This is a genomic window from Streptomyces sp. NPDC029152 (genome assembly GCF_055564355.1).
Map to the genome: position 1 here is coordinate 755,314 of NZ_JBVHWR010000001.1, position 17,102 is coordinate 772,415.

17 protein-coding genes, 1 other RNA gene and 1 pseudogene are annotated in these 17,102 nt (G+C 74.2%); 14 read left to right on the forward strand and 5 right to left on the reverse strand.

Annotation, left to right across the window (positions count from 1 at the left end):
* Window positions 1-328 precede the first annotated feature (328 nt).
* On the forward strand, window positions 329-1,213 hold the full coding sequence (locus tag ACZ4V6_RS03300; RefSeq protein ID WP_467822040.1) for a MaoC/PaaZ C-terminal domain-containing protein: 885 nt from the start codon (window positions 329-331) through the stop codon (window positions 1,211-1,213).
* Window positions 1,214-1,300: 87 nt separating this feature from the next.
* Here the strand turns inward: ACZ4V6_RS03300 and ACZ4V6_RS03305 are convergent, their stop codons facing one another.
* Window positions 1,301-1,468, reverse strand: coding sequence for a hypothetical protein (locus ACZ4V6_RS03305; protein WP_467822042.1), 168 nt, complete (start codon window positions 1,466-1,468; stop codon window positions 1,301-1,303).
* Window positions 1,469-1,565: 97 nt separating this feature from the next.
* The gene (locus ACZ4V6_RS03310; RefSeq protein WP_467822044.1) at window positions 1,566-2,738 is read right to left on the reverse strand and encodes a hypothetical protein; all 1,173 of its coding nucleotides are present in this window, start codon (window positions 2,736-2,738) and stop codon (window positions 1,566-1,568) included.
* Between the two features lie 197 nt (window positions 2,739-2,935).
* Between ACZ4V6_RS03310 and ACZ4V6_RS03315 the strand changes: the two genes are divergently transcribed.
* The 3 genes from ACZ4V6_RS03315 to ACZ4V6_RS03325 are packed head-to-tail and all read left to right on the forward strand — an operon-like array spanning window position 2,936 to window position 5,943.
* Window positions 2,936-3,793: a Nif3-like dinuclear metal center hexameric protein gene (locus ACZ4V6_RS03315; protein ID WP_467822045.1), complete on the forward strand. Its 858-nt coding sequence runs from the start codon at window positions 2,936-2,938 to the stop codon at window positions 3,791-3,793.
* On the forward strand, window positions 3,790-4,533 hold the full coding sequence (locus tag ACZ4V6_RS03320) for a zinc ribbon domain-containing protein (RefSeq protein ID WP_467822236.1): 744 nt from the start codon (window positions 3,790-3,792) through the stop codon (window positions 4,531-4,533). Before ACZ4V6_RS03315 ends, ACZ4V6_RS03320 begins: the two co-directional genes overlap by 4 nt.
* A 12-nt stretch (window positions 4,534-4,545) precedes the next feature.
* Window positions 4,546-5,943, forward strand: coding sequence for a bifunctional RNase H/acid phosphatase (locus ACZ4V6_RS03325; RefSeq protein ID WP_467822046.1), 1,398 nt, complete (start codon window positions 4,546-4,548; stop codon window positions 5,941-5,943).
* On the opposite strand, the gene eda is transcribed toward ACZ4V6_RS03325, so the two are convergent.
* Together eda and yaaA are read right to left on the reverse strand one after the other, a co-directional pair.
* Window positions 5,918-6,592 carry a bifunctional 4-hydroxy-2-oxoglutarate aldolase/2-dehydro-3-deoxy-phosphogluconate aldolase gene (gene eda / locus ACZ4V6_RS03330; protein WP_467822047.1) on the reverse strand — a complete coding sequence of 225 codons (675 nt, stop codon included), beginning with the start codon at window positions 6,590-6,592 and terminating at the stop codon, window positions 5,918-5,920. The two genes, ACZ4V6_RS03325 and eda, sit on opposite strands and share 26 nt — an antisense overlap.
* 72 nt (window positions 6,593-6,664) lie before the next feature.
* On the reverse strand, window positions 6,665-7,447 hold the full coding sequence (gene yaaA / locus ACZ4V6_RS03335) for a peroxide stress protein YaaA (protein WP_467822238.1): 783 nt from the start codon (window positions 7,445-7,447) through the stop codon (window positions 6,665-6,667).
* A gap of 101 nt (window positions 7,448-7,548) precedes the next feature.
* Between yaaA and ACZ4V6_RS03340 the strand changes: the two genes are divergently transcribed.
* The 10 genes and pseudogenes from ACZ4V6_RS03340 (at window position 7,549) to ACZ4V6_RS03385 (ending at window position 15,797) form a co-directional block, all read left to right on the forward strand.
* A complete protein-coding gene (locus ACZ4V6_RS03340; RefSeq protein ID WP_467822049.1) occupies window positions 7,549-7,917 on the forward strand; it encodes a hypothetical protein in 369 nt (122 codons plus the stop codon).
* 125 nt (window positions 7,918-8,042) lie between these two features.
* Window positions 8,043-8,609: a Uma2 family endonuclease gene (locus ACZ4V6_RS03345; RefSeq protein WP_467822239.1), complete on the forward strand. Its 567-nt coding sequence runs from the start codon at window positions 8,043-8,045 to the stop codon at window positions 8,607-8,609.
* Window positions 8,610-8,633: 24 nt separating this feature from the next.
* The gene (locus ACZ4V6_RS03350) at window positions 8,634-9,458 is read left to right on the forward strand and encodes an AraC family transcriptional regulator (RefSeq protein ID WP_467822051.1); all 825 of its coding nucleotides are present in this window, start codon (window positions 8,634-8,636) and stop codon (window positions 9,456-9,458) included.
* A 22-nt stretch (window positions 9,459-9,480) separates the two neighbouring features.
* A pseudogene (locus ACZ4V6_RS03355) lies at window positions 9,481-10,308 on the forward strand (DMT family transporter); the annotation flags it as partial.
* A gap of 70 nt (window positions 10,309-10,378) precedes the next feature.
* An RNA gene (gene rnpB, locus ACZ4V6_RS03360) (RNase P RNA component class A) lies at window positions 10,379-10,792 on the forward strand.
* A 465-nt stretch (window positions 10,793-11,257) separates the two neighbouring features.
* The gene (locus ACZ4V6_RS03365; RefSeq protein ID WP_467822053.1) at window positions 11,258-13,048 is read left to right on the forward strand and encodes a sensor histidine kinase; all 1,791 of its coding nucleotides are present in this window, start codon (window positions 11,258-11,260) and stop codon (window positions 13,046-13,048) included.
* Window positions 13,049-13,167: 119 nt separating this feature from the next.
* Window positions 13,168-13,587: a roadblock/LC7 domain-containing protein gene (locus ACZ4V6_RS03370; protein WP_467822055.1), complete on the forward strand. Its 420-nt coding sequence runs from the start codon at window positions 13,168-13,170 to the stop codon at window positions 13,585-13,587.
* Entirely contained in the window at window positions 13,584-13,940 is a 357-nt protein-coding gene (locus ACZ4V6_RS03375; RefSeq protein WP_385469967.1) for a DUF742 domain-containing protein, read from the forward strand. Before ACZ4V6_RS03370 ends, ACZ4V6_RS03375 begins: the two co-directional genes overlap by 4 nt.
* On the forward strand, window positions 13,921-14,538 hold the full coding sequence (locus ACZ4V6_RS03380) for a GTP-binding protein (protein WP_467822057.1): 618 nt from the start codon (window positions 13,921-13,923) through the stop codon (window positions 14,536-14,538). Before ACZ4V6_RS03375 ends, ACZ4V6_RS03380 begins: the two co-directional genes overlap by 20 nt.
* Window positions 14,535-15,797, forward strand: a complete 1,263-nt coding sequence (locus tag ACZ4V6_RS03385) for a cytochrome P450 (RefSeq protein ID WP_467822059.1) — start codon at window positions 14,535-14,537, stop codon at window positions 15,795-15,797. The genes ACZ4V6_RS03380 and ACZ4V6_RS03385 overlap by 4 nt, the downstream gene beginning before the upstream one ends.
* A 71-nt stretch (window positions 15,798-15,868) precedes the next feature.
* On the opposite strand, the gene ACZ4V6_RS03390 is transcribed toward ACZ4V6_RS03385, so the two are convergent.
* Window positions 15,869-17,095: a cytochrome P450 gene (locus ACZ4V6_RS03390; protein ID WP_467822061.1), complete on the reverse strand. Its 1,227-nt coding sequence runs from the start codon at window positions 17,093-17,095 to the stop codon at window positions 15,869-15,871.
* Window positions 17,096-17,102 lie beyond the last annotated feature (7 nt).

Here is a 17,102-nt window from a genome sequence, read left to right on the forward strand (position 1 = left end):
TCGTGCGCCCGGGCACCTATTCCGTTGCTTCGAGTCCCTAACTATTTCTTGACCTTCTCTTGACACACCCCTGTCCGAGGGCCGGGCGGGCGCCGCGGCCGGGGCCGGCCCCGCCGGCGGGCCTCGCGCGGCTCGGCGGCGTCCCCCGGCAACGGCGCGAGGGCGCCGCGCACCGTGCCCCGGCCCCCGGCGAGGAGGACGCGGACGGGGCGGGACGGACGGCAGGCGCGGCTGTCCGCACCCCCACGGGACACGTGTCCCGGGCGGCCGCCGTCCCGTACGGTCGTCGCCGTCCACGACCGGGCCACCCGACGACGTACGGAGACGCATGCCCATCGACGCAGCCCAGGCGCTCGCCGCCGCACCCCGCGTCCGCGAGATCACCTGGGACCACGAGGACGTCCAGCTCTACCACCTCGGCATCGGCGCCGGCGTCCCCGCCACCGACCCGCGCGAGCTGCGCTACACCCTGGAGTCCCGGCTGCGTGTCCTGCCGAGCTTCGCCACCGTCGCGGGCGGCGGGCCCCCGGGGGTGATCCGCGCGCTGTCCGTGCCCGGTGTCGACGTCGACCTCGCCCGCGTCCTGCACGGCGGACAGAGCCTGCGGATCCACCGGCCCGTCCCGGCGCGGGGCCGGGCGACCGCCACCTCGCGCGTCGTCGCCGCGTACGACAAGGGCACGGCCGCCGTCCTCGTCCTGCGCACCGAGGCCGCGGACGCCGAGGGCCCGCTGTGGACCGAGGAGGCCGAGGTCTTCGTCCGGGGGGAGGGCGGGTGGGGCGGTGAGCGCGGCCCGTCCGGGCGGCCGGCGCCGCCGCCGGCCGGGGAGCCCGACCTGGTCGTGGAGCGCCCCGTGCGCGAGGACCAGGCCCTGCTGTACCGGCTGTCCGGCGACCTCAACCCCCTGCACGCCGACCCCGGGTTCGCCGCGCGCGCCGGCTTCGGCCGGCCCGTCCTGCACGGCCTGTGCACCTACGGCAGCACGCTCAAGGCGGTCGTCGACGCGCTGCTCGACGGCGACGTGACCCGGGTGCGCGAGTACCGCACGCGCTTCACCGGGGTCGTGTACCCGGGGGAGACCCTGCGGGTGCGGCTGTGGCGGGCGGACGACACCGTCGTACGGGCGTCCGTGAGCGCCGTCACGGGGGACCCCCGGGAGCGGGGGAGGGACGACGTGGCCGTCCTCGCCGACACCGTCGTACGCCACGACTGACCGCGGGACCCGGGCCGGCGACGACGACGGCCCCGCCCGTCGCACGCGACGGGCGGGGCCGTGTCTCCCGTGGTGTCCGGCGTGCCGTCAGGCCGCCGGTTCGGCCTCCTCCACCGGCTTGCGGTGGCGGCCGCGCGGCGTGGCCGCGCCGTCCTGGCTGGAGACCGGTCCACGGTGCCGGCCGTGGCCGGTGTCGGTCTCGCGAACGTCGGCACCGGCGGCCTGGAACGGCTGGGTCGTGCTGGCGTCGTTCATCGGAAGGAATTCACCCCGTCAACATGATCTTTCCTACAGCCGGGCGAGTGTAACCGGCACACCACGGCCCGGATCCAGGCGACCACGCCGACCGGGACTAGTTCGTTACAAGCCGTGCCAACGGGGCCTGTTGCAGCGGAACCGGGCGCGACGGAACGGGGGTCAGAGCCTCCGCTTCCGCCGCCCCGGCCGGAGCCGGACGCTCCGCGCCGTCCGCCCGCCCGTCCTCGGTGAAGGGCACCGTCAGCCGCGCCACCCCGCACGGTGATTCCCGGGTGGCGTACGGCAGATGCAGCTCGCCGCCCGCCGTCCACACCCCGGCCCCCGTCAACCAGCCCTCGGGCGCCGCGAGATGCCGCACCCGCCGCTCGGCGGGCCGCCACACCGCGACCCAGCTGCCCCGCGCGCCGTCCACCCGGAACGCCACCGCGCAGCGCTCCGGCGTGAGCATCTGACCCGGCTGCACCGCGAACGGCGTCACGGCGCAGTCCGGCAGCCGCAGGCACTCCGGGAACCGCACCGGCAGGGTGCTGCCCAGCACGCCCCAGCCCAGCCGGGCGTGCCCCGGCGAGGGCGCGTCCGAGCGGACCAGCACCAGCCCGCTGTCCGGGTCGGCCAGCAGTATCCGGTCGTCGCTGTCCGCGGCGATCTGCAGCAGCGGCGACACCTCGCCGCCGCACCCCAGGTCCACCACGACCGCCTTGGTGCGCCCGCCGGTCTCCCGGTCCACGGCCAGCATCCGTCCCTCGCGGTCCAGCCAGACCCCGCCCGAACAGCGGCCGGGGATCTCCGCGAGGTGCTCGGGGCCGGAAGCGCCCCCCGCCACCTGCCACAGCGCCGTCGAACGCGGCCCGGCGGCCAGGGCGTACGCCCGCTCGCCGCCCGGCACCGGCGGCAGCAGCCGCAGCGGGCCGGCGCCGTCGGGGCACTCGACCGCGCCGAGCGGCTGCTCACCGGTGCCCGGACCGGTCGGGTACAGCAGCGCGAACAGGTGCCGCCCGGCCGCGACGCGGTGGACCAGGACCCGCCCGTCGGCCATCGGCTGCACCTCGGTGCCGGGCTCCTCCGGCTGGTCGCCGGGCAACGGCACCGCGTACGGCTCCGGACCGTCCAGGGTCCAGCGCTCCGGGTACCAGCAGTCGCCGGCCGGGGCGAGGCGCGCGGCGTAGGCACCCTCCGCGGTGATGGCGCAGTCCGCCTGCGGTGTCCCGTCGTTCTCCGGACCACCGTCCTCGCGGGCCGCCGAAGGCTCGGTAGCACAGACCGTCATCGTTCGGTCACCTCCGGCGACGAAGGTAGTTTTCGTACGCACAGGCGGGGGGCGGAGAGCGCCCCCATCACACATACGTGTGGCACAGGAACGATTCGCCTGAGGGAAGGGCGAGGGGTGTGCTGCGCGGCACCGGTGCGCCCGGGACGGCACGCGGCGGGTACAGCGGCCCAGAAGCTCCGGGTAGCCTTGCGTTCGTGCCCCGTCTGTCAGAAGTCATCGCCGCGCTGGAGAACCTGTGGCCCGCCGAGCGGGCCGAGTCCTGGGACGCGGTCGGCACCGTCACGGGCGACCCCGACCAGGAGGTCTCCCGGGTCCTGTTCGCCGTCGACCCCGTCCAGGAGGTCGTCGACGAGGCGGTGAGGCTGGGCGCCGGCCTGCTCGTCACCCACCACCCGCTGTACCTGCGCGGGACGACGACGGTCGCGGCCTCCACCTTCAAGGGCCGCGTGGTGCACACGCTCATCAAGAACGACGTCGCGCTGCACGTCGCCCACACCAACGCCGACACCGCCGACCCGGGCGTCTCCGACGCGCTGGCCGGCGCGCTCGACCTGCGCGTCCTGCGCCCCCTGGTGCCGGACCCGTCCGACCCCGAGGGCCGCCGCGGCCTGGGCCGCGTCTGCGAACTGGAGCACCCGCTCACCGTCCGCGAACTCGCCGCCCGCGCCGCCGAACGGCTGCCCGCCACCGCGCAGGGCATCCGCGTCGCCGGCGACCCCGAGGCCGTGGTCCGCACGGTCGCCGTCAGCGGCGGCTCCGGCGACAGCCTCTTCGACCACGTGCGGGCGGCCGGCGTCGACGCCTTCCTCACCGCGGACCTGCGCCACCACCCGGTCTCGGAGGCCCGCGCCCACAGCTCTCTCGCGCTGCTCGACGCCGCGCACTGGGCCACCGAATGGCCCTGGTGCGAGCTGGCCGCAGCCCAGCTCGACGAGATCTCCGACCGCAACGGATGGGACCTGAGGGTCCACGTCTCCAGGACGGTCACCGACCCCTGGACCGCCCACGCGGCGTCCACCACCACAGCCGACACCATGGGAGCCCCCAACTGAACGCCGCGCCCGCCGACCAGATCCGACTCCTCGACGTCCAGGGCCTCGACGTCCGCCTCCAGCAGCTCGCGCACAAGAAGCGGTCGCTGCCCGAGCACGCCGAGATCGAGTCACTGACCAAGGACCTCACCCAGCTGCGCGACCTGCTCGTCGCCGCGCAGACCGAGGAGAGCGACTGCGCCCGCGAGCAGACCAAGGCCGAGCAGGACGTGGACCAGGTGCGCCGGCGCGCCGCCCGCGACCAGCAGCGCCTGGACTCCGGTGCCGTCACCTCCCCGAAGGACCTGGAGAACCTCCAGCGCGAGATCGCCTCCCTCGCCAAGCGGCAGGGCGACCTCGAGGACGTCGTCCTGGAGGTGATGGAGCGCCGCGAGTCCGCGCAGGAGCGCGTCGACGAGCTGACCGGACGGGTCGCCTCCGTCCAGGCGAAGATCGACGACGCCGCCGGGCGCCGGGACGCGGCCGTCGAGCAGCTCGACGGCGAGGCGGCCTCGGTGACCAAGGAGCGCGAGGTCGTCGCGGCCACGATCCCCGCGGACCTGCTGAAGCTCTACGACAAGCTGCGCGAGCAGCAGGGCGGCGTCGGCGCGGCCAAGCTGTACCAGCGCAGCTGCCAGGGGTGCCGCCAGGAGCTGGCCATCACCGAGCTGAGCGAGATCCGCTCGGCGGCGCCCGACACGGTCGTACGCTGCGAGAACTGCCGCCGCATCCTCGTGCGCACGGCCGACTCCGGGCTGTAGGGGGCCGGTCCGGTGGCGAGCGCGGGGGCGGATCCGGCGGCGGGTCCGGCGCGGGAGTTCGTGGTGGAGGCCGACGGCGGGTCGCGGGGCAACCCGGGGCCCGCGGGCTACGGCGCGGTGGTGAGCGACGCGGTGACGGGGGAGACCCTGGCCGAGGCCGCCGAGTACCTCGGCGTCGCCACGAACAACGTCGCCGAGTACCGGGGCCTGCTGGCCGGCCTGCGCGCCGCCCGCGAGCTGGACCCGTCGGCGTCCGTCCACGTCCGGATGGACTCCAAGCTCGTCGTCGAGCAGATGTCGGGCCGCTGGAAGATCAAGCACCCCGACATGAAGCCGCTCGCGGCCGAGGCGGCGCGCGTCTTCCCGCCCGGCCGGGTGACCTACGAGTGGATCCCCCGGGCGAGCAACAAGCACGCCGACCGTCTGGCCAACGAGGCGATGGACGCGGGGGCCCGCGGCGAGCAGTGGTCGCCGTCGGCGTCCACGGCGGACCTGGACGCGGCGGCCGGGGGCGTCCGCGCCGCCCGGGGCGGTCGCGCCGGGGGCGAGGCGGAGCCCGTCGCGGGCGGCCGCCGGGCCGCCGCGGGTGCCGCCGCACGGGCCGCCGAACCGGCCGGGCGTGATGCCGGCACCACCGGGGGCGTCCGCGCCGCCCGGGGCGGTCGCGCCGAGGACGAGCCGGGCGCCCGCTCCTTTGGCACCGCCGCCGATGCCGGCGCCTCCGCCGACGGCGACGTACGGGCCGCCAGGACCGTGGCCTCGCCCGGCTGGGGCCCGCCCGACCTGGGCGCCCCCGCCACCTTCGTGCTGCTCCGGCACGGGGAGACGCCCCTGACGCCGCAGAAGCGGTTCTCCGGGAGCGGCGGCAGCGACCCCTCGCTGTCCGCCGTCGGCCGCGAGCAGGCCGCCAGGGTCGCCGAGGGCCTCGCCCGGCGCGGCACCGTCCAGGCGATCGTCACGTCCCCGCTGGCCCGCACCCGCGAGACCGCCGCCGTCGTCGCCGCCCGCCTCGGCCTGGAGGTGACGGTCGAGGAGGGCCTGCGCGAGACCGACTTCGGCGCCTGGGAGGGACTCACCTTCGCCGAGGTCCGCGAGCGCTACCCGGACGACCTGAACGCCTGGCTGGCCTCCCCGGACGCCGAGCCGACCGGCGGCGGTGAGAGCTTCACGGCGACCGGCACCCGCATCGCGGCCACCCGCGACAGGCTGGTCTCCGCCCACGCGGGCCGCACCGTCCTGCTGGTCTCGCACGTGACGCCGATCAAGACGTTCGTCCAGCTCGCCCTCGGCGCCCCGCCCGAGTCGCTGTTCCGCATGGAACTGTCGGCGGCCTCGCTGTCGGCCGTGGCGTACTACGCCGACGGCGGCGCCAGCGTCCGCCTGTTCAACGACACGTCCCACCTGCGCTGAGCCCCGCCGCCTCGCGGGCCAGCGCCTCGACCCGCGCCCAGTCGCGCCCGGCGACGGCGTCCTTCGGCAGCATCCAGCTCCCCCCGACGCAGCCGACGTTGGGCAGTGCGAGGTACCGCGGCGCGGAGTCCGCTCCGATGCCGCCGGTCGGGCAGAAACGGGCCTGCGGCAGCGGGGCGGCGAGCGCCTTGAGGTAGGCGGTGCCGCCCGCGGCCTCGGCGGGGAAGAACTTCATCTCCCGCACCCCGCGCTCCAGCAGCGCCACCACCTCCGACGTGGTCGACACCCCCGGCAGGAACGGCACCCCGGACGCCCGCATCGCCGCCAGCAGCGACTCCGTCCACCCCGGGCTCACCAGGAACCGCGCCCCGGCCGCCACCACCTCGCCGACCTGCTCCGGCGTGATGACCGTGCCCGCGCCGACCACCGCGTCCGGCACCTCGCCGGCGATCGCCCGGATCGCGTCGACGGCGACCGGCGTCCGCAGCGTGACCTCGATGGCGGGCAGCCCGCCGGCCACGAGCGCCCGGGCCAGCGGCACGGCGTCCGAGAGGTCGTCGACGACCACGACGGGGACGACGGGCGCCAGGCCGAGGACCGAGGCGGAGGGGGACGCGGGCAGCGGGGAGGAGGGCAGCGGTGAGGTCATGACCTCATCGTGCCCTCCGGTAGCATCCTCTGCAATCGACGTTGCGCAGGATGCAACGCTGGTGCGGTCCGGTCAGTGGACCTCCTCCACCAGCACGTCCAGCGACCACGGCTTCCCCGCCTTCGCCGGCGCCTCGGCCTCCACCACGTACCCCAGGTCGCGCAGCGCCCCCACCAGCTCCGCCGGCCCCTCGGGCGCGCTCCCGGACGACAGCAGGCTGCGCACGATCCGCCCCTTCGTCGCCTTGTTGAAGTGGCTGACCACCTTCCGGGTCGGCGCGTGCAGCACCCGCACCGAGGCGGTCCGTCCGGCCACCTCCCCCTTCGGCTTCCACGCCGCCGCGTACGCCGCCGACCGCAGGTCCAGCACCGGCCCGTCCCCGGCGGCCTCGGGCAGCACCTCGGCCATCGGCGCCCGCCAGAAGGCGCCCAGGGCCCCCACCCCGGGGAGCTTCACGCCCATCGAGCACCGGTAGGAGGGGATCCGGTCGGTCACCCGCACGGCACCCCACAGCCCGGAGAACACCAGCAGCGACCGCGCGGCACGCTCCCGGGCGGCGGTGTCCAGGGAGGCCAGGTCCAGGGCGTCGTAGAGCACACCGGTGTAGATCTCCCCGGCGGGCCGCGCCCCGGCCGTCCGCAGCTCCGCGTTCTTGGCCACCTCGCCGCGCAGCCCCTCGCTCAGCCCCAGCACCTCGCGCGCCTTCTCCTCGTCGGCGGCGCACAGCTCGACCAGCTCGGCGAGGACGGTCTCGCGGGCGGGCGTCAGCCCCGGGAGGGACAGCGTCCCGGGCTCCAGCGGGGCGCCCGGGCCGGACGCGGCCTTCCCCTCGGACGGCGGCAGCAGGACAAGCACAGGCACTCCTTCACTCCAAGCTCCCGGTCAGGGTACGGGGTGCGTCCGGCGGACCCGGCGGCCCGTACTCACCGGAAGCGAGCACGGGGGAGGGGCTTCTCATGCGGCGCGGGAACAGGGCGCGGACCGTCACGACAGCGCTCGTCACGACAGCGCTGACGGCCGTGGTCGTCGTCGGCCTGACGAGCGGCTGCTCCTCCCGCGACACCGAGCGGGACGACGAGACGCGACAGCACTACTGCTTGGCCCTCGGGACCTGGCAGCGGACGAAGGCCCGGTCCGAGAACGCCGACGTCGCCGGATACGCGGCCCTCGCCGCCGCGAGACGGCTCGACCGGGAGGGCCTCGACCGGTCCGGCAGCCACGTCCTCCGGGACACCGCCCTGGCGGTCGACACCGCCGACCCCGCCGCCGAGGGCCGCATGGCGACCTACTGCACGGACACCGGCTTCGAGACGTACGTCCGCTGAGCCGCGCCCCCGGGGACGGTGATCCTGTGCCAGGATCGAGGGAACGGTTCCCGATCTCTCGTACAGGTGATCACCCCATGTCCCAGTCTGGCGAGCGACCGAAGGAGGGGCGTGACATGACTGCCATGGCACACGAACCGATCACGCAGGACCTCTTGCTGGAGTGGTTTCTCGCCCTGGAGACCCCGGAGGGGTTCCGGGCGGAGCTGATCGAAGGGGAGATCGTCGTGACGCCGCCGCCGGATGGGGACCACGAGGACTGCATCGAGCTGATCGTGGACCAGATGTACCGGGGTTCCGCGACCCGCATGCAGTTCTCGGGCAACAAGGGCCTCAAGCTGAGGAACGCCGACGGCCTCCTGGCGGACCACGTCATCCCTGACGGCACCTTCGCGCCCAGGGCGTCCCGGCTCTATCGCGGAGCCGAGCCCTGGATGCCCTGCGACGGCGTCTCTCTGGTGCTGGAGGTAACCTCCACCAAGCCGAGGGCCGACCGCGAGGCCAAACGCCGTGCGTATGCGCGCGGCGGTATCCCGTTCTACCTGCTCGTCGACCGTCAGGAGTCGTCGATCACGTTGTTCAGCGATCCGGGCCAGGACGACTACCGGCAGCACTGCACCGTCGCCTTCGGGAAACCGCTGACTCTGCCCGCCCCCTTCTCCTTCGACCTGGACACCGCCGACTTCCTCTGACCATCCTGGGACGGGGGTGGGAAGGTGGCCGCACGCGAGCAGGCACGGTGGACCAGGGCACGGCTGGGGACGGACGGGCCGCCCCTGGACCTGCTCACCGCCCGTTTCGACCGCCACGTCTACGCCCCCCACGCCCACGACGAGTTCACGGTCGGCGTCACCGTCGGCGGCCTGGAGGTCATCGCCTACCGGGGCGGGCACATCCACTCGGGGCCCGGATCCATCGTCGTCCTGGAACCCGGCGAGGTGCACACCGGCGGCCCCGCGGCCCCCGACGGCTATTCCTACCGCGCCCTGTACGCGGCGCCGTCCCTGCTCGCCGACGGCACGCGCGGCGGCCTGCCGCACTTCCGCGAACCCGTCCTCCAGGACCCCGAACTCGCCCGCGCCCTGCGCGCCGCCCACACCGGCCTGACCCGCCACCCCGACCCGCTGGAGGCCGAGTCCCGCCTCCCCTGGCTGCTCACGGCCCTGGCCCGGCGCCACTCCACGGCCCGCGCGGCCGACGACGCGGTCCCCGGCGCCGGCCGCATCGCCCGCGTCGTACGCGACCGCCTCGCCGACGAGCTCCTCGCCCCGCCCTCCCTGGCGACCCTCGCCACGGACCTCGGCCTGTCCCGCTACCAGCTCCTGCGCGCCTTCCGCACGACGACGGGGATGCCGCCGTACGCCTGGCTGGCCCAGCACCGGGTGGCCAGGGCGCGCGGACTCCTGGACGCGGGGCTGCGCCCGGCCGAAGCGGCGGCCCTGGTGGGCTTCGCCGACCAGGCGCACCTGACGCGCTGGTTCCGCCGCGTCCTCGGCGTGACCCCGGCGGCGTACCGCAACAGCGTTCAAGACGGCGGGTGAGGGCGGCCCGCAGACTGCCGCCATGACTGCACGCGGCTGGGCCCTGTTCTCCCTGATGGGAGTGGTCTGGGGCATCCCCTATCTGATGATCAAGGTGGCGGTGGAGGACCTCTCCCCGTCCGTGGTCGTGTTCACCCGGTGCGCGCTCGGCGCCGCCCTCCTGCTCCCCTTCGCCCTCCGCCAGGGAGGCCTCGCCCGGACGGTCCGGGCGCACTGGGCACCGATGCTGGCCTTCGCCGTCATCGAGATCATCGGCCCCTGGTGGACCCTCACCGACGCCGAACGCCACCTCTCCAGCTCCACCGCCGGCCTGCTCATCGCGGGCGTCCCCATCGTCGCCGTCCTCCTGGCCCGCTTCTTCGGCGCCGAGGAACGGGTCGGCGCCCGCCGGATCACCGGACTCGGCGTCGGCCTCGGGGGCGTCGCCGTCCTCACCGTGCCGCACCTCACCGGCGGCGACGCCCGTTCACTGGCCGAGGTGCTGGTGACGGTCGTCGGCTACGCCACCGCCCCCCTGATAGCCGCCCGCCACCTCAAGGACGTCCCCACCCTCCAGCTCATCACCCCCTGCCTCACCCTGGCCGCCGTCGTCTACGCCCCCGCCGCCTTCCTGACCCGGCCCGCCGCCCTCCCCCCGGGCGAGGTCCTGGCGGCCCTGACCGGCCTCGGCGTCGTCTGCACCGCGATCGCCTTCGTGGCCTTCCTGGAGTTGATCAAGGAGGTCGGCCCGACCCGGGCCGGCGTCATCACCTACGTCAACCCGGCGGTCGCCGTCGCCGCGGGCGCCCTCTTCCTGGACGAGGACCTGACCCTCGGCATCGGCGTCGCCTTCACCCTGATCCTGGCCGGCTCGGTCCTCGCGACGGCCGCCGCCGGTCCGAGGCGGGAGGTGCGCCGGGTACCATGGTCGGCACGGCAGACGAGCCGGGCGGACGGCCGCGTGAAGACCCTCACGGGACTTCCCGAGGAACGTCCGGGCTCCACAGGGCAGGGTGATGGCTAACGGCCACCCGGGGTGACCCGCGGGACAGTGCCACAGAAAGCAGACCGCCCGGGACTCCGGTCCCGGGTAAGGGTGAAACGGTGGTGTAAGAGACCACCAGTGCCCAGGGCGACCTGGGCAGCTAGGTAAACCCCACCCGGAGCAAGGTCAAGAGGGGACGCCTCCTCGAGAGAAGGGGCGGCCCTGCGCGGACGTTCGAGGGCTGCCCGCCCGAGTCCGCGGGTAGACCGCTGGAGGCCGGTGGCAACGCCGGTCCTAGATGGATGGCCGTCGCCGGCGGGCCCGCGAGGACCCGCCGGAACAGAACCCGGCGTACAGCCCGACTCGTCTGCCCCCCCCTTCCCGGGCCGCCGTCACGGAACCTCCACGATCAACGGCATTCCCCCACCCCGGGGGCCCGGCCGATCCGACGGCCCGTGCGTACAACGGGGCTCGGCGTACGTATAGTTGGCTGGAAATCGACAGCTCGTGCGGACGGGGGACCGGTGTAGCCCAGGCAGTTGAGGCGATGTGGCGTCGCGTCGGTGCGGCTCCTGCCCGCCTTCCCGCCCTTGACCGGGCTCCTCCGGCCTCGTCCCGGATACCACAGCGGGGCGTACGAGCGATGGGTTCGCGACGAACTCGGATTGCTGACGGACCATGCAACAAGCGGGGTTTTCCCGCACGTCAGGGTGATTAGCATGAGCCGTACCTGGACGGAAGATCGCCTTCCTGTTGGCTGACCTCTCTCCCGGCCCGCGGCTGCTTCGTGCCGTCACCCCGATTCCCCTGCTCTCACCGACCGAGGGACCGCTCCATGCCAGTGCCTGCTCCGCCCAGCCAGCACCGACCGGCGGGGGCGCCGCGCACCTCGCTCGCCGCACGGTCGGTCGTGCCGGTGACGACCGCCGCCGCCGGCGGCGCGACGGTCGCCCTGGCACCGTCCGACGCCTCCACGTGGGTCCTGGCCGTGGTGGTGGTCGCCTGGGTGTGCGTGACCGTCACCGTCCTCGTCGCCCACCGGCTGGTCCACCGGGCCCGCAGCGCGGCCGCCGAACGGGAGTCGGAGAACGGCCGCCTCCGGGCCGAAGCGGCCCGGCTGTCGGTCGAGATGTCCCACCTGGCCGGTCAGACGCTGCCCGACGTGGCCGAGCGTCTGCGGCAGGGCACGAGCGCGGCCGACGTACTGGCCAGCGTCCCGCCGTCGTCCGACCCGCACCTCCAGCGGCTGACCCACACGTTCGCCGCGGTCGTCGAGGAGGACGTGCGGCGGCTGGCCGCCCTGGACGGCGAGTACCGCACGATGCGCGACGACATGGACCGGGCGGGGGCCGAGTACGAGCGCTTCGTGAAGGAGACGCTGCCCGCCGCGGTCGCCCGGCTGCGCGAGGGCCGGTCCGCCGACACCGTGCTCGCCGAGTTCGAGCTGCCCCGACTGCCGGAACTGCGGATTCCGGCCGAGTCCTTCATCCGCGAACTCGCCCACAGCGAGCGGCGCGCCGCCGCGGCCCAGGCCGCCTCCGCCAAGGCGCTCAGCCGCGTCCAGGCCAAGGCCGTGCGGATGCTCGCCGACCTGCGGGACATGCAGGAGCGGCACGGCGAGGAGGTCTTCGGCGACCTGCTGAAGCTGGACCACAGCACCTCCCAGCTCGGCCTGATGACCGACCGGCTGGCGCTGCTGATGGGCGGCAGGTCCAGCCGCGCCTGGAACAAGCCGATCGTCATGGAGAGCATCCTGCGCGGCGCCGTCGGCCGCATCTCCGCCTACCAGCGGGTGCGCCTGCACTGCTCCACCCGCGCCGCGGTCTCCGGCTTCGCCGCCGAGGGCGTGATGCACCTGCTCGCCGAACTGATGGACAACGCCGCGAACTTCTCCCCGCCCATCGACGAGGTGCACGTCTACGTCGAGGACCGCAGCGCCGGCATCGTCGTCACCATCGAGGACAGCGGCCTGAAGATGGCCGACGCGGCGATGCGCCGCGCCGAGGAAGCCGTGACCGGCCGCGTCACCGACCTGGCCTCGCTGCAGGGCACCCGGCTCGGCCTCGCCGTGGTGGGCCGGCTCGCGGTGAAGTACGGCATCAGCGTCAACTACCGCCCCTCCTCCCGCGGCGGCACCGGCGTCGTCGTCCTGCTGCCCCTGCACCTGCTCGCCCAGCAGCGCGACCTGGTCCCACACCGGACGGCCCCCCGGCCCGAGGCCATGCCGACGGCGCTCGCGCCCGCGCCGTTGCCCGAGGTCCACGAGCGTCCCGCCGCGGCACTGCCGGCGGCCGGCGAGCGCCCCGCGGCCGCGGCACTGCCGCCCGCCGCCGAGCCCCCCGCCGCCCGGCCCGAGCTGCCCGCCCAGCGACGGCACCGGCGGCCCGACGGCACCACGCCGAACGGTCTGCCGGTGCGAGCCCCCGGCCGCACCATGGCCGAGGCGGAGCGCGAACGCGAGCAGCGCCACTCGGCGTCCGCGCAGGCCGCCGACGCACCGCCGGCCCGGCGCCCGGCACGCGACGCGGGCTCGCGGTTCGGCGCCTTCCACCGCGCACGGCAGTCCGCGGACGGTACCGCCGGACCGGCCGCCCGGCCCGGAACCGAGCCGCCCGCGGCTCCCTAGTCATCCCCCCTTCCCGTACGGCGCCCGGAGCGACGGCGCCCCCTTCCCGCTCGAGCTCGTGAGATAGGAGGAACGGGCCGGTGGCCGGTCAGCCGGGCACCACCGTCCCATCACCCATCATGCAGACCACCGACAACAGCCTCAGCTGGCTCCTGCAGAATCTCCTGGACCAGACCCCCGGCGCCCGCCACGCCCTGGTCCTGTCCCGGGACGGTCTGAAGCTCTGCTGGAGCGAGCACCTCACGCTCGACCAGGCCGACCAGCTGTCGGCGATCTGCTCCGGCATCCAGGCCCTCTCCCAAGGGGCCTCCATGGAGTTCGGCGACGGCACCGGCGGGGTCCGGCAGTCGATGACCGAGTTCCACGGCGGCCTGCTGTTCATCGTGGAGGCCGGCGAGGGGGCGCACCTCGCCGTCGTCGCCGGGGAGGACGCCGATCCCGGAGTGGTCGGCCACCAGATGACGGAGCTGGTCGAGCAGATCGGCGAGCACCTGCGGGCCGAGCCGCGGGGCCAGGCCAGGGCGAACGGCACCGCGTGATGCGCAAGCCCGTCGACACGGGTGATCCCGACCGGCTCTACACCGTCACCCGTGGACGCAGCCGTGCCGACGAGTCCTTCGACCTGGTCACCCTCGTCGTCAGCGAGAGCGGTCCGGTGCCGGGGATGCAGTCGGAGCTCGCCCGGATCCTGGAGATGTGCCGGCACCCCACCGCCGTCGTCGAGATCGCCGCGGAACTCGCACTGCCGGTCACGGTGGTGCGGATCCTGCTCGGCGACCTGCTGGACACGGGCCGCATCACCGCCCGCCACCCGCGCACGGCGCAGTCCGTCGCCTCCCTGCCTGATTCCGCCCTACTCCAAGAGGTGCTCCATGGGCTCCGCAACCTCTGAGCCGCCCTCCCACCGCACACCGCTGAACGACACCGCGGAGACCGGTCTGAAGATCGTCGTCGTGGGCGGATTCGGCGTCGGAAAGACGACCCTCGTCCGCTCCGTGAGCGAGATCCGGCCGCTCAACACCGAGGAAGTGATGACCCAGGCCGGCGTGGGCGTCGACGAGACCGGTGCGGTGACGGGGAAGACCACCACGACGGTCGCGTTCGACTTCGGACGGATCACCCTCAACGACCGCATGGTGCTGTACCTGTTCGGAGCTCCCGGCCAGGAGCGCTTCTGGTTCCTGTGGGACCGGCTGTTCTCGGGAACGCTGGGCGCCGTGGTCCTCGTGGACACCCGGCGGATGGACGACTCCTGGTACGCGATCGACCGGCTGGAACACCACCGCACGCCCTTCGTGGTGGCCGTGAACCGGTTCGACGACGACGGCGTCCGCTACTCCCTGGACGAGATCCGCCAGGCGCTCGCCCTGCCCGCGCACGTGCCGATGGTCGACTGCGACGCGCGGGTCAGGCAGTCCGGCAAGGATGTCCTGCTCACCCTCGTCCACCACCTGCACGACATGGCCATCGCCCAGGAGGCGACACTGTGACCGACTCCGGCTACCCCTCCGCGCGACCGGCGCCCCCGGGCTGCCCCGCCCACGCCGGGGCGGTGCGCCTCGGAGGGCTCGAGTACCAGCAGACGCCGTCGCAGCTCTACCGCGCGCTGCGCCGGGAGCACGGTCCGGTCGCGCCGGTCCTGCTCGACGGCGACGTCCCCGCCTGGCTCGTGCTGGGGTACTCGGAGGTCACGTACGTCACCAGCCACGACGAGCTGTTCGCGCGCGACTCGCGGCGCTGGAACCAGTGGGACGCCATCCCGCCGGACTGGCCGCTGCTGCCCTTCGTCGGGTACCAGCCGTCGGTGCTCTTCGCCGAGGGCGAGGAGCACCGGCGGCGGGCCGGGGTGATCACCGAGGCGCTGGAGGGGATCGACCAGTTCGAGCTGTCCCACGACTGCCTGCTGATCGCCGACGAGCTCATCGCCCGGTTCGCCGGCAGCGGCCGGGCGGAGCTGATGGCCGACTACGCGCACGCCCTGCCGATGCGCACCGTGGTGCAGATGTGCGGGATGCCGACCTCGGGCGAGGACACCCGCCGGCTCGTCGACGACCTGCGGATCTCCCTGGACGCCGTCGAGGGCGACGACCCGGTGGCGGCGTACGCGCGCGTGGGGGAGCGGCTGCGTCAGCTGGTGCGGGACAAGCGGGCCGTCCCCGGCCCGGACGTCACCTCGCGCATGCTGGCGCACCCGGCGGGCCTGACGGACGAGGAGATCGTCCAGGACCTGATCTCCGTGATCGCGGCGGCGCAGCAGCCGACCGCGAACTGGATCTGCAACACGCTACGGCTGCTGCTGACGGACGAGCGGTTCGCCGTGAACGTGTCGGGCGGCCGGCTCAGCGTGGGCGAGGCGCTCAACGAGGTGCTGTGGCTGGACACGCCGACGCAGAACTTCATCGGGCGGTGGGCGGCACGGGACGTCCAGCTGGGCGGCCGGCAGATCCGGGCCGGTGACTGCCTGGTGCTGGGGCTGGCCGCGGCCAACACCGACCCGCAGATCTGGCCGGAGGGGCACGTGGGCGCGGAGAACGCCGCGCACCTGTCGTTCAGCAACGGCGAGCACCGCTGCCCCTATCCGGCTCCCCTGCTCGCGGACGTGATGGCGCGGACGGCGGTCGAGACGCTGCTGGAGCGGCTGCCCGACCTGGTGCTGGCGGTGGACCCGGAGGAGCTGACCTGGCGACCGTCGATCTGGATGCGCGGGCTGTCGGCGCTTCCGGTGCGGTTCACACCGGTGGTGCAGTAGCGCGGGTTCCGGGCTCGTGACCAGAGCCCGGACTCCGGCGCGGACCGGCGAGGGGAACGGGCCGGTACGGGTCAGTCCCGCACGGGCGTGAAGCGCACCGGCAGGCTCTGCGGTCCCCGGGTGAACACGCCCTGCTCGGCCGGTTCGAAGCCGTCGGCGAGGCGCACGTCGGGCATGGCGTCGAGGAGCTGGCCGACGCCGGTCTCCACCTCCGCCTTGGCCAGCAGCGCGCCGACGCAGAAGTGCCGGCCGAGCGCGAAGGCGAGGTGGTCGGCGGCGGCCGAGAAGGCGGTCGTGGTGGTGAGGTCGTCGCGGAAGATGTCGAAGCGGTCGGGGTCGCGGTAGCGGCTCTCGTCACGGTTGGCCGCGCCGATCAGGCAGGTGACGGTGGCGCCCGCGGGTATCGTGCCGCCGCTGAGCGTCACCTCCGTCGCGGACTGCCGCATGATCATGTGCACGGGCGGGGTGAACCGCAGGGTCTCGGCGAAGGCGCGCGGGATCAGCGAGCGGTCCGCACGGACGGCGGCGAGCTGGTCGGGGTGGAGCAGCAGGTTCGCGAAGATGCCGGCGATGGCCTTGTCGGTGGTCTCGCCGCCGGCGGCGAGCAGCAGGCTGCAGAACGCCTTGACGTCCTCGTCGCTCATCCGCACCCCGTCGACCTCGGCGGCGCACAGCGCGGACAGCAGGTCGTCGCCCGGGTTCTCGCGGCGTTCCCGGATGATCGGCAGCATGTACTCGGCGAACTCCACCCGGGTCCGCTCGCCGGCCGCCGTCACCTCGGGGTCGCCCGAGAGGTTCCCGAGGAAGGCGATGACGGCCGTGTACCAGCGGTGGAAGCGGGAGTGGTCGGCCTTGTCCAGGCCCAGCATGTCGGCGATGACGTTGACCGGGAAGCGGGTGGCGTAGTCCGTGACCAGGTCGGCGGAGCCGGTGTGCCGGAAGGAGTCGATCAGTTCGCGGGAGTTGCGCTCGATGACGGGCAGGAACTTCCGCTCCAGGTCGCTGCCGCGGAAGGCGGGGGCCACGAGCGCCCGGCGCACGGCGTGCTCCCGCCCGCTGAGCTGGAGGATCGTCTTGCCGTGCACGGGTTCGATCTGCCAGGCGTAGTTGTCCGTGGTGAACTCTCCCGCCTTGTCCTTGAAGACGCGCTCGACATCCTCGTAGCGCGAGACGATGTAGCTCCGCGTCGCCTCGTGCCAGATGAGGGGCGCGGTGTCCCGCATGATCCGGTAGGCGGGGTAGGGGTTCGCCGCGAACTCGGGCGAGAGGATGTCGGGCACCTGCTGGGCGGTGGACATGGGGCTC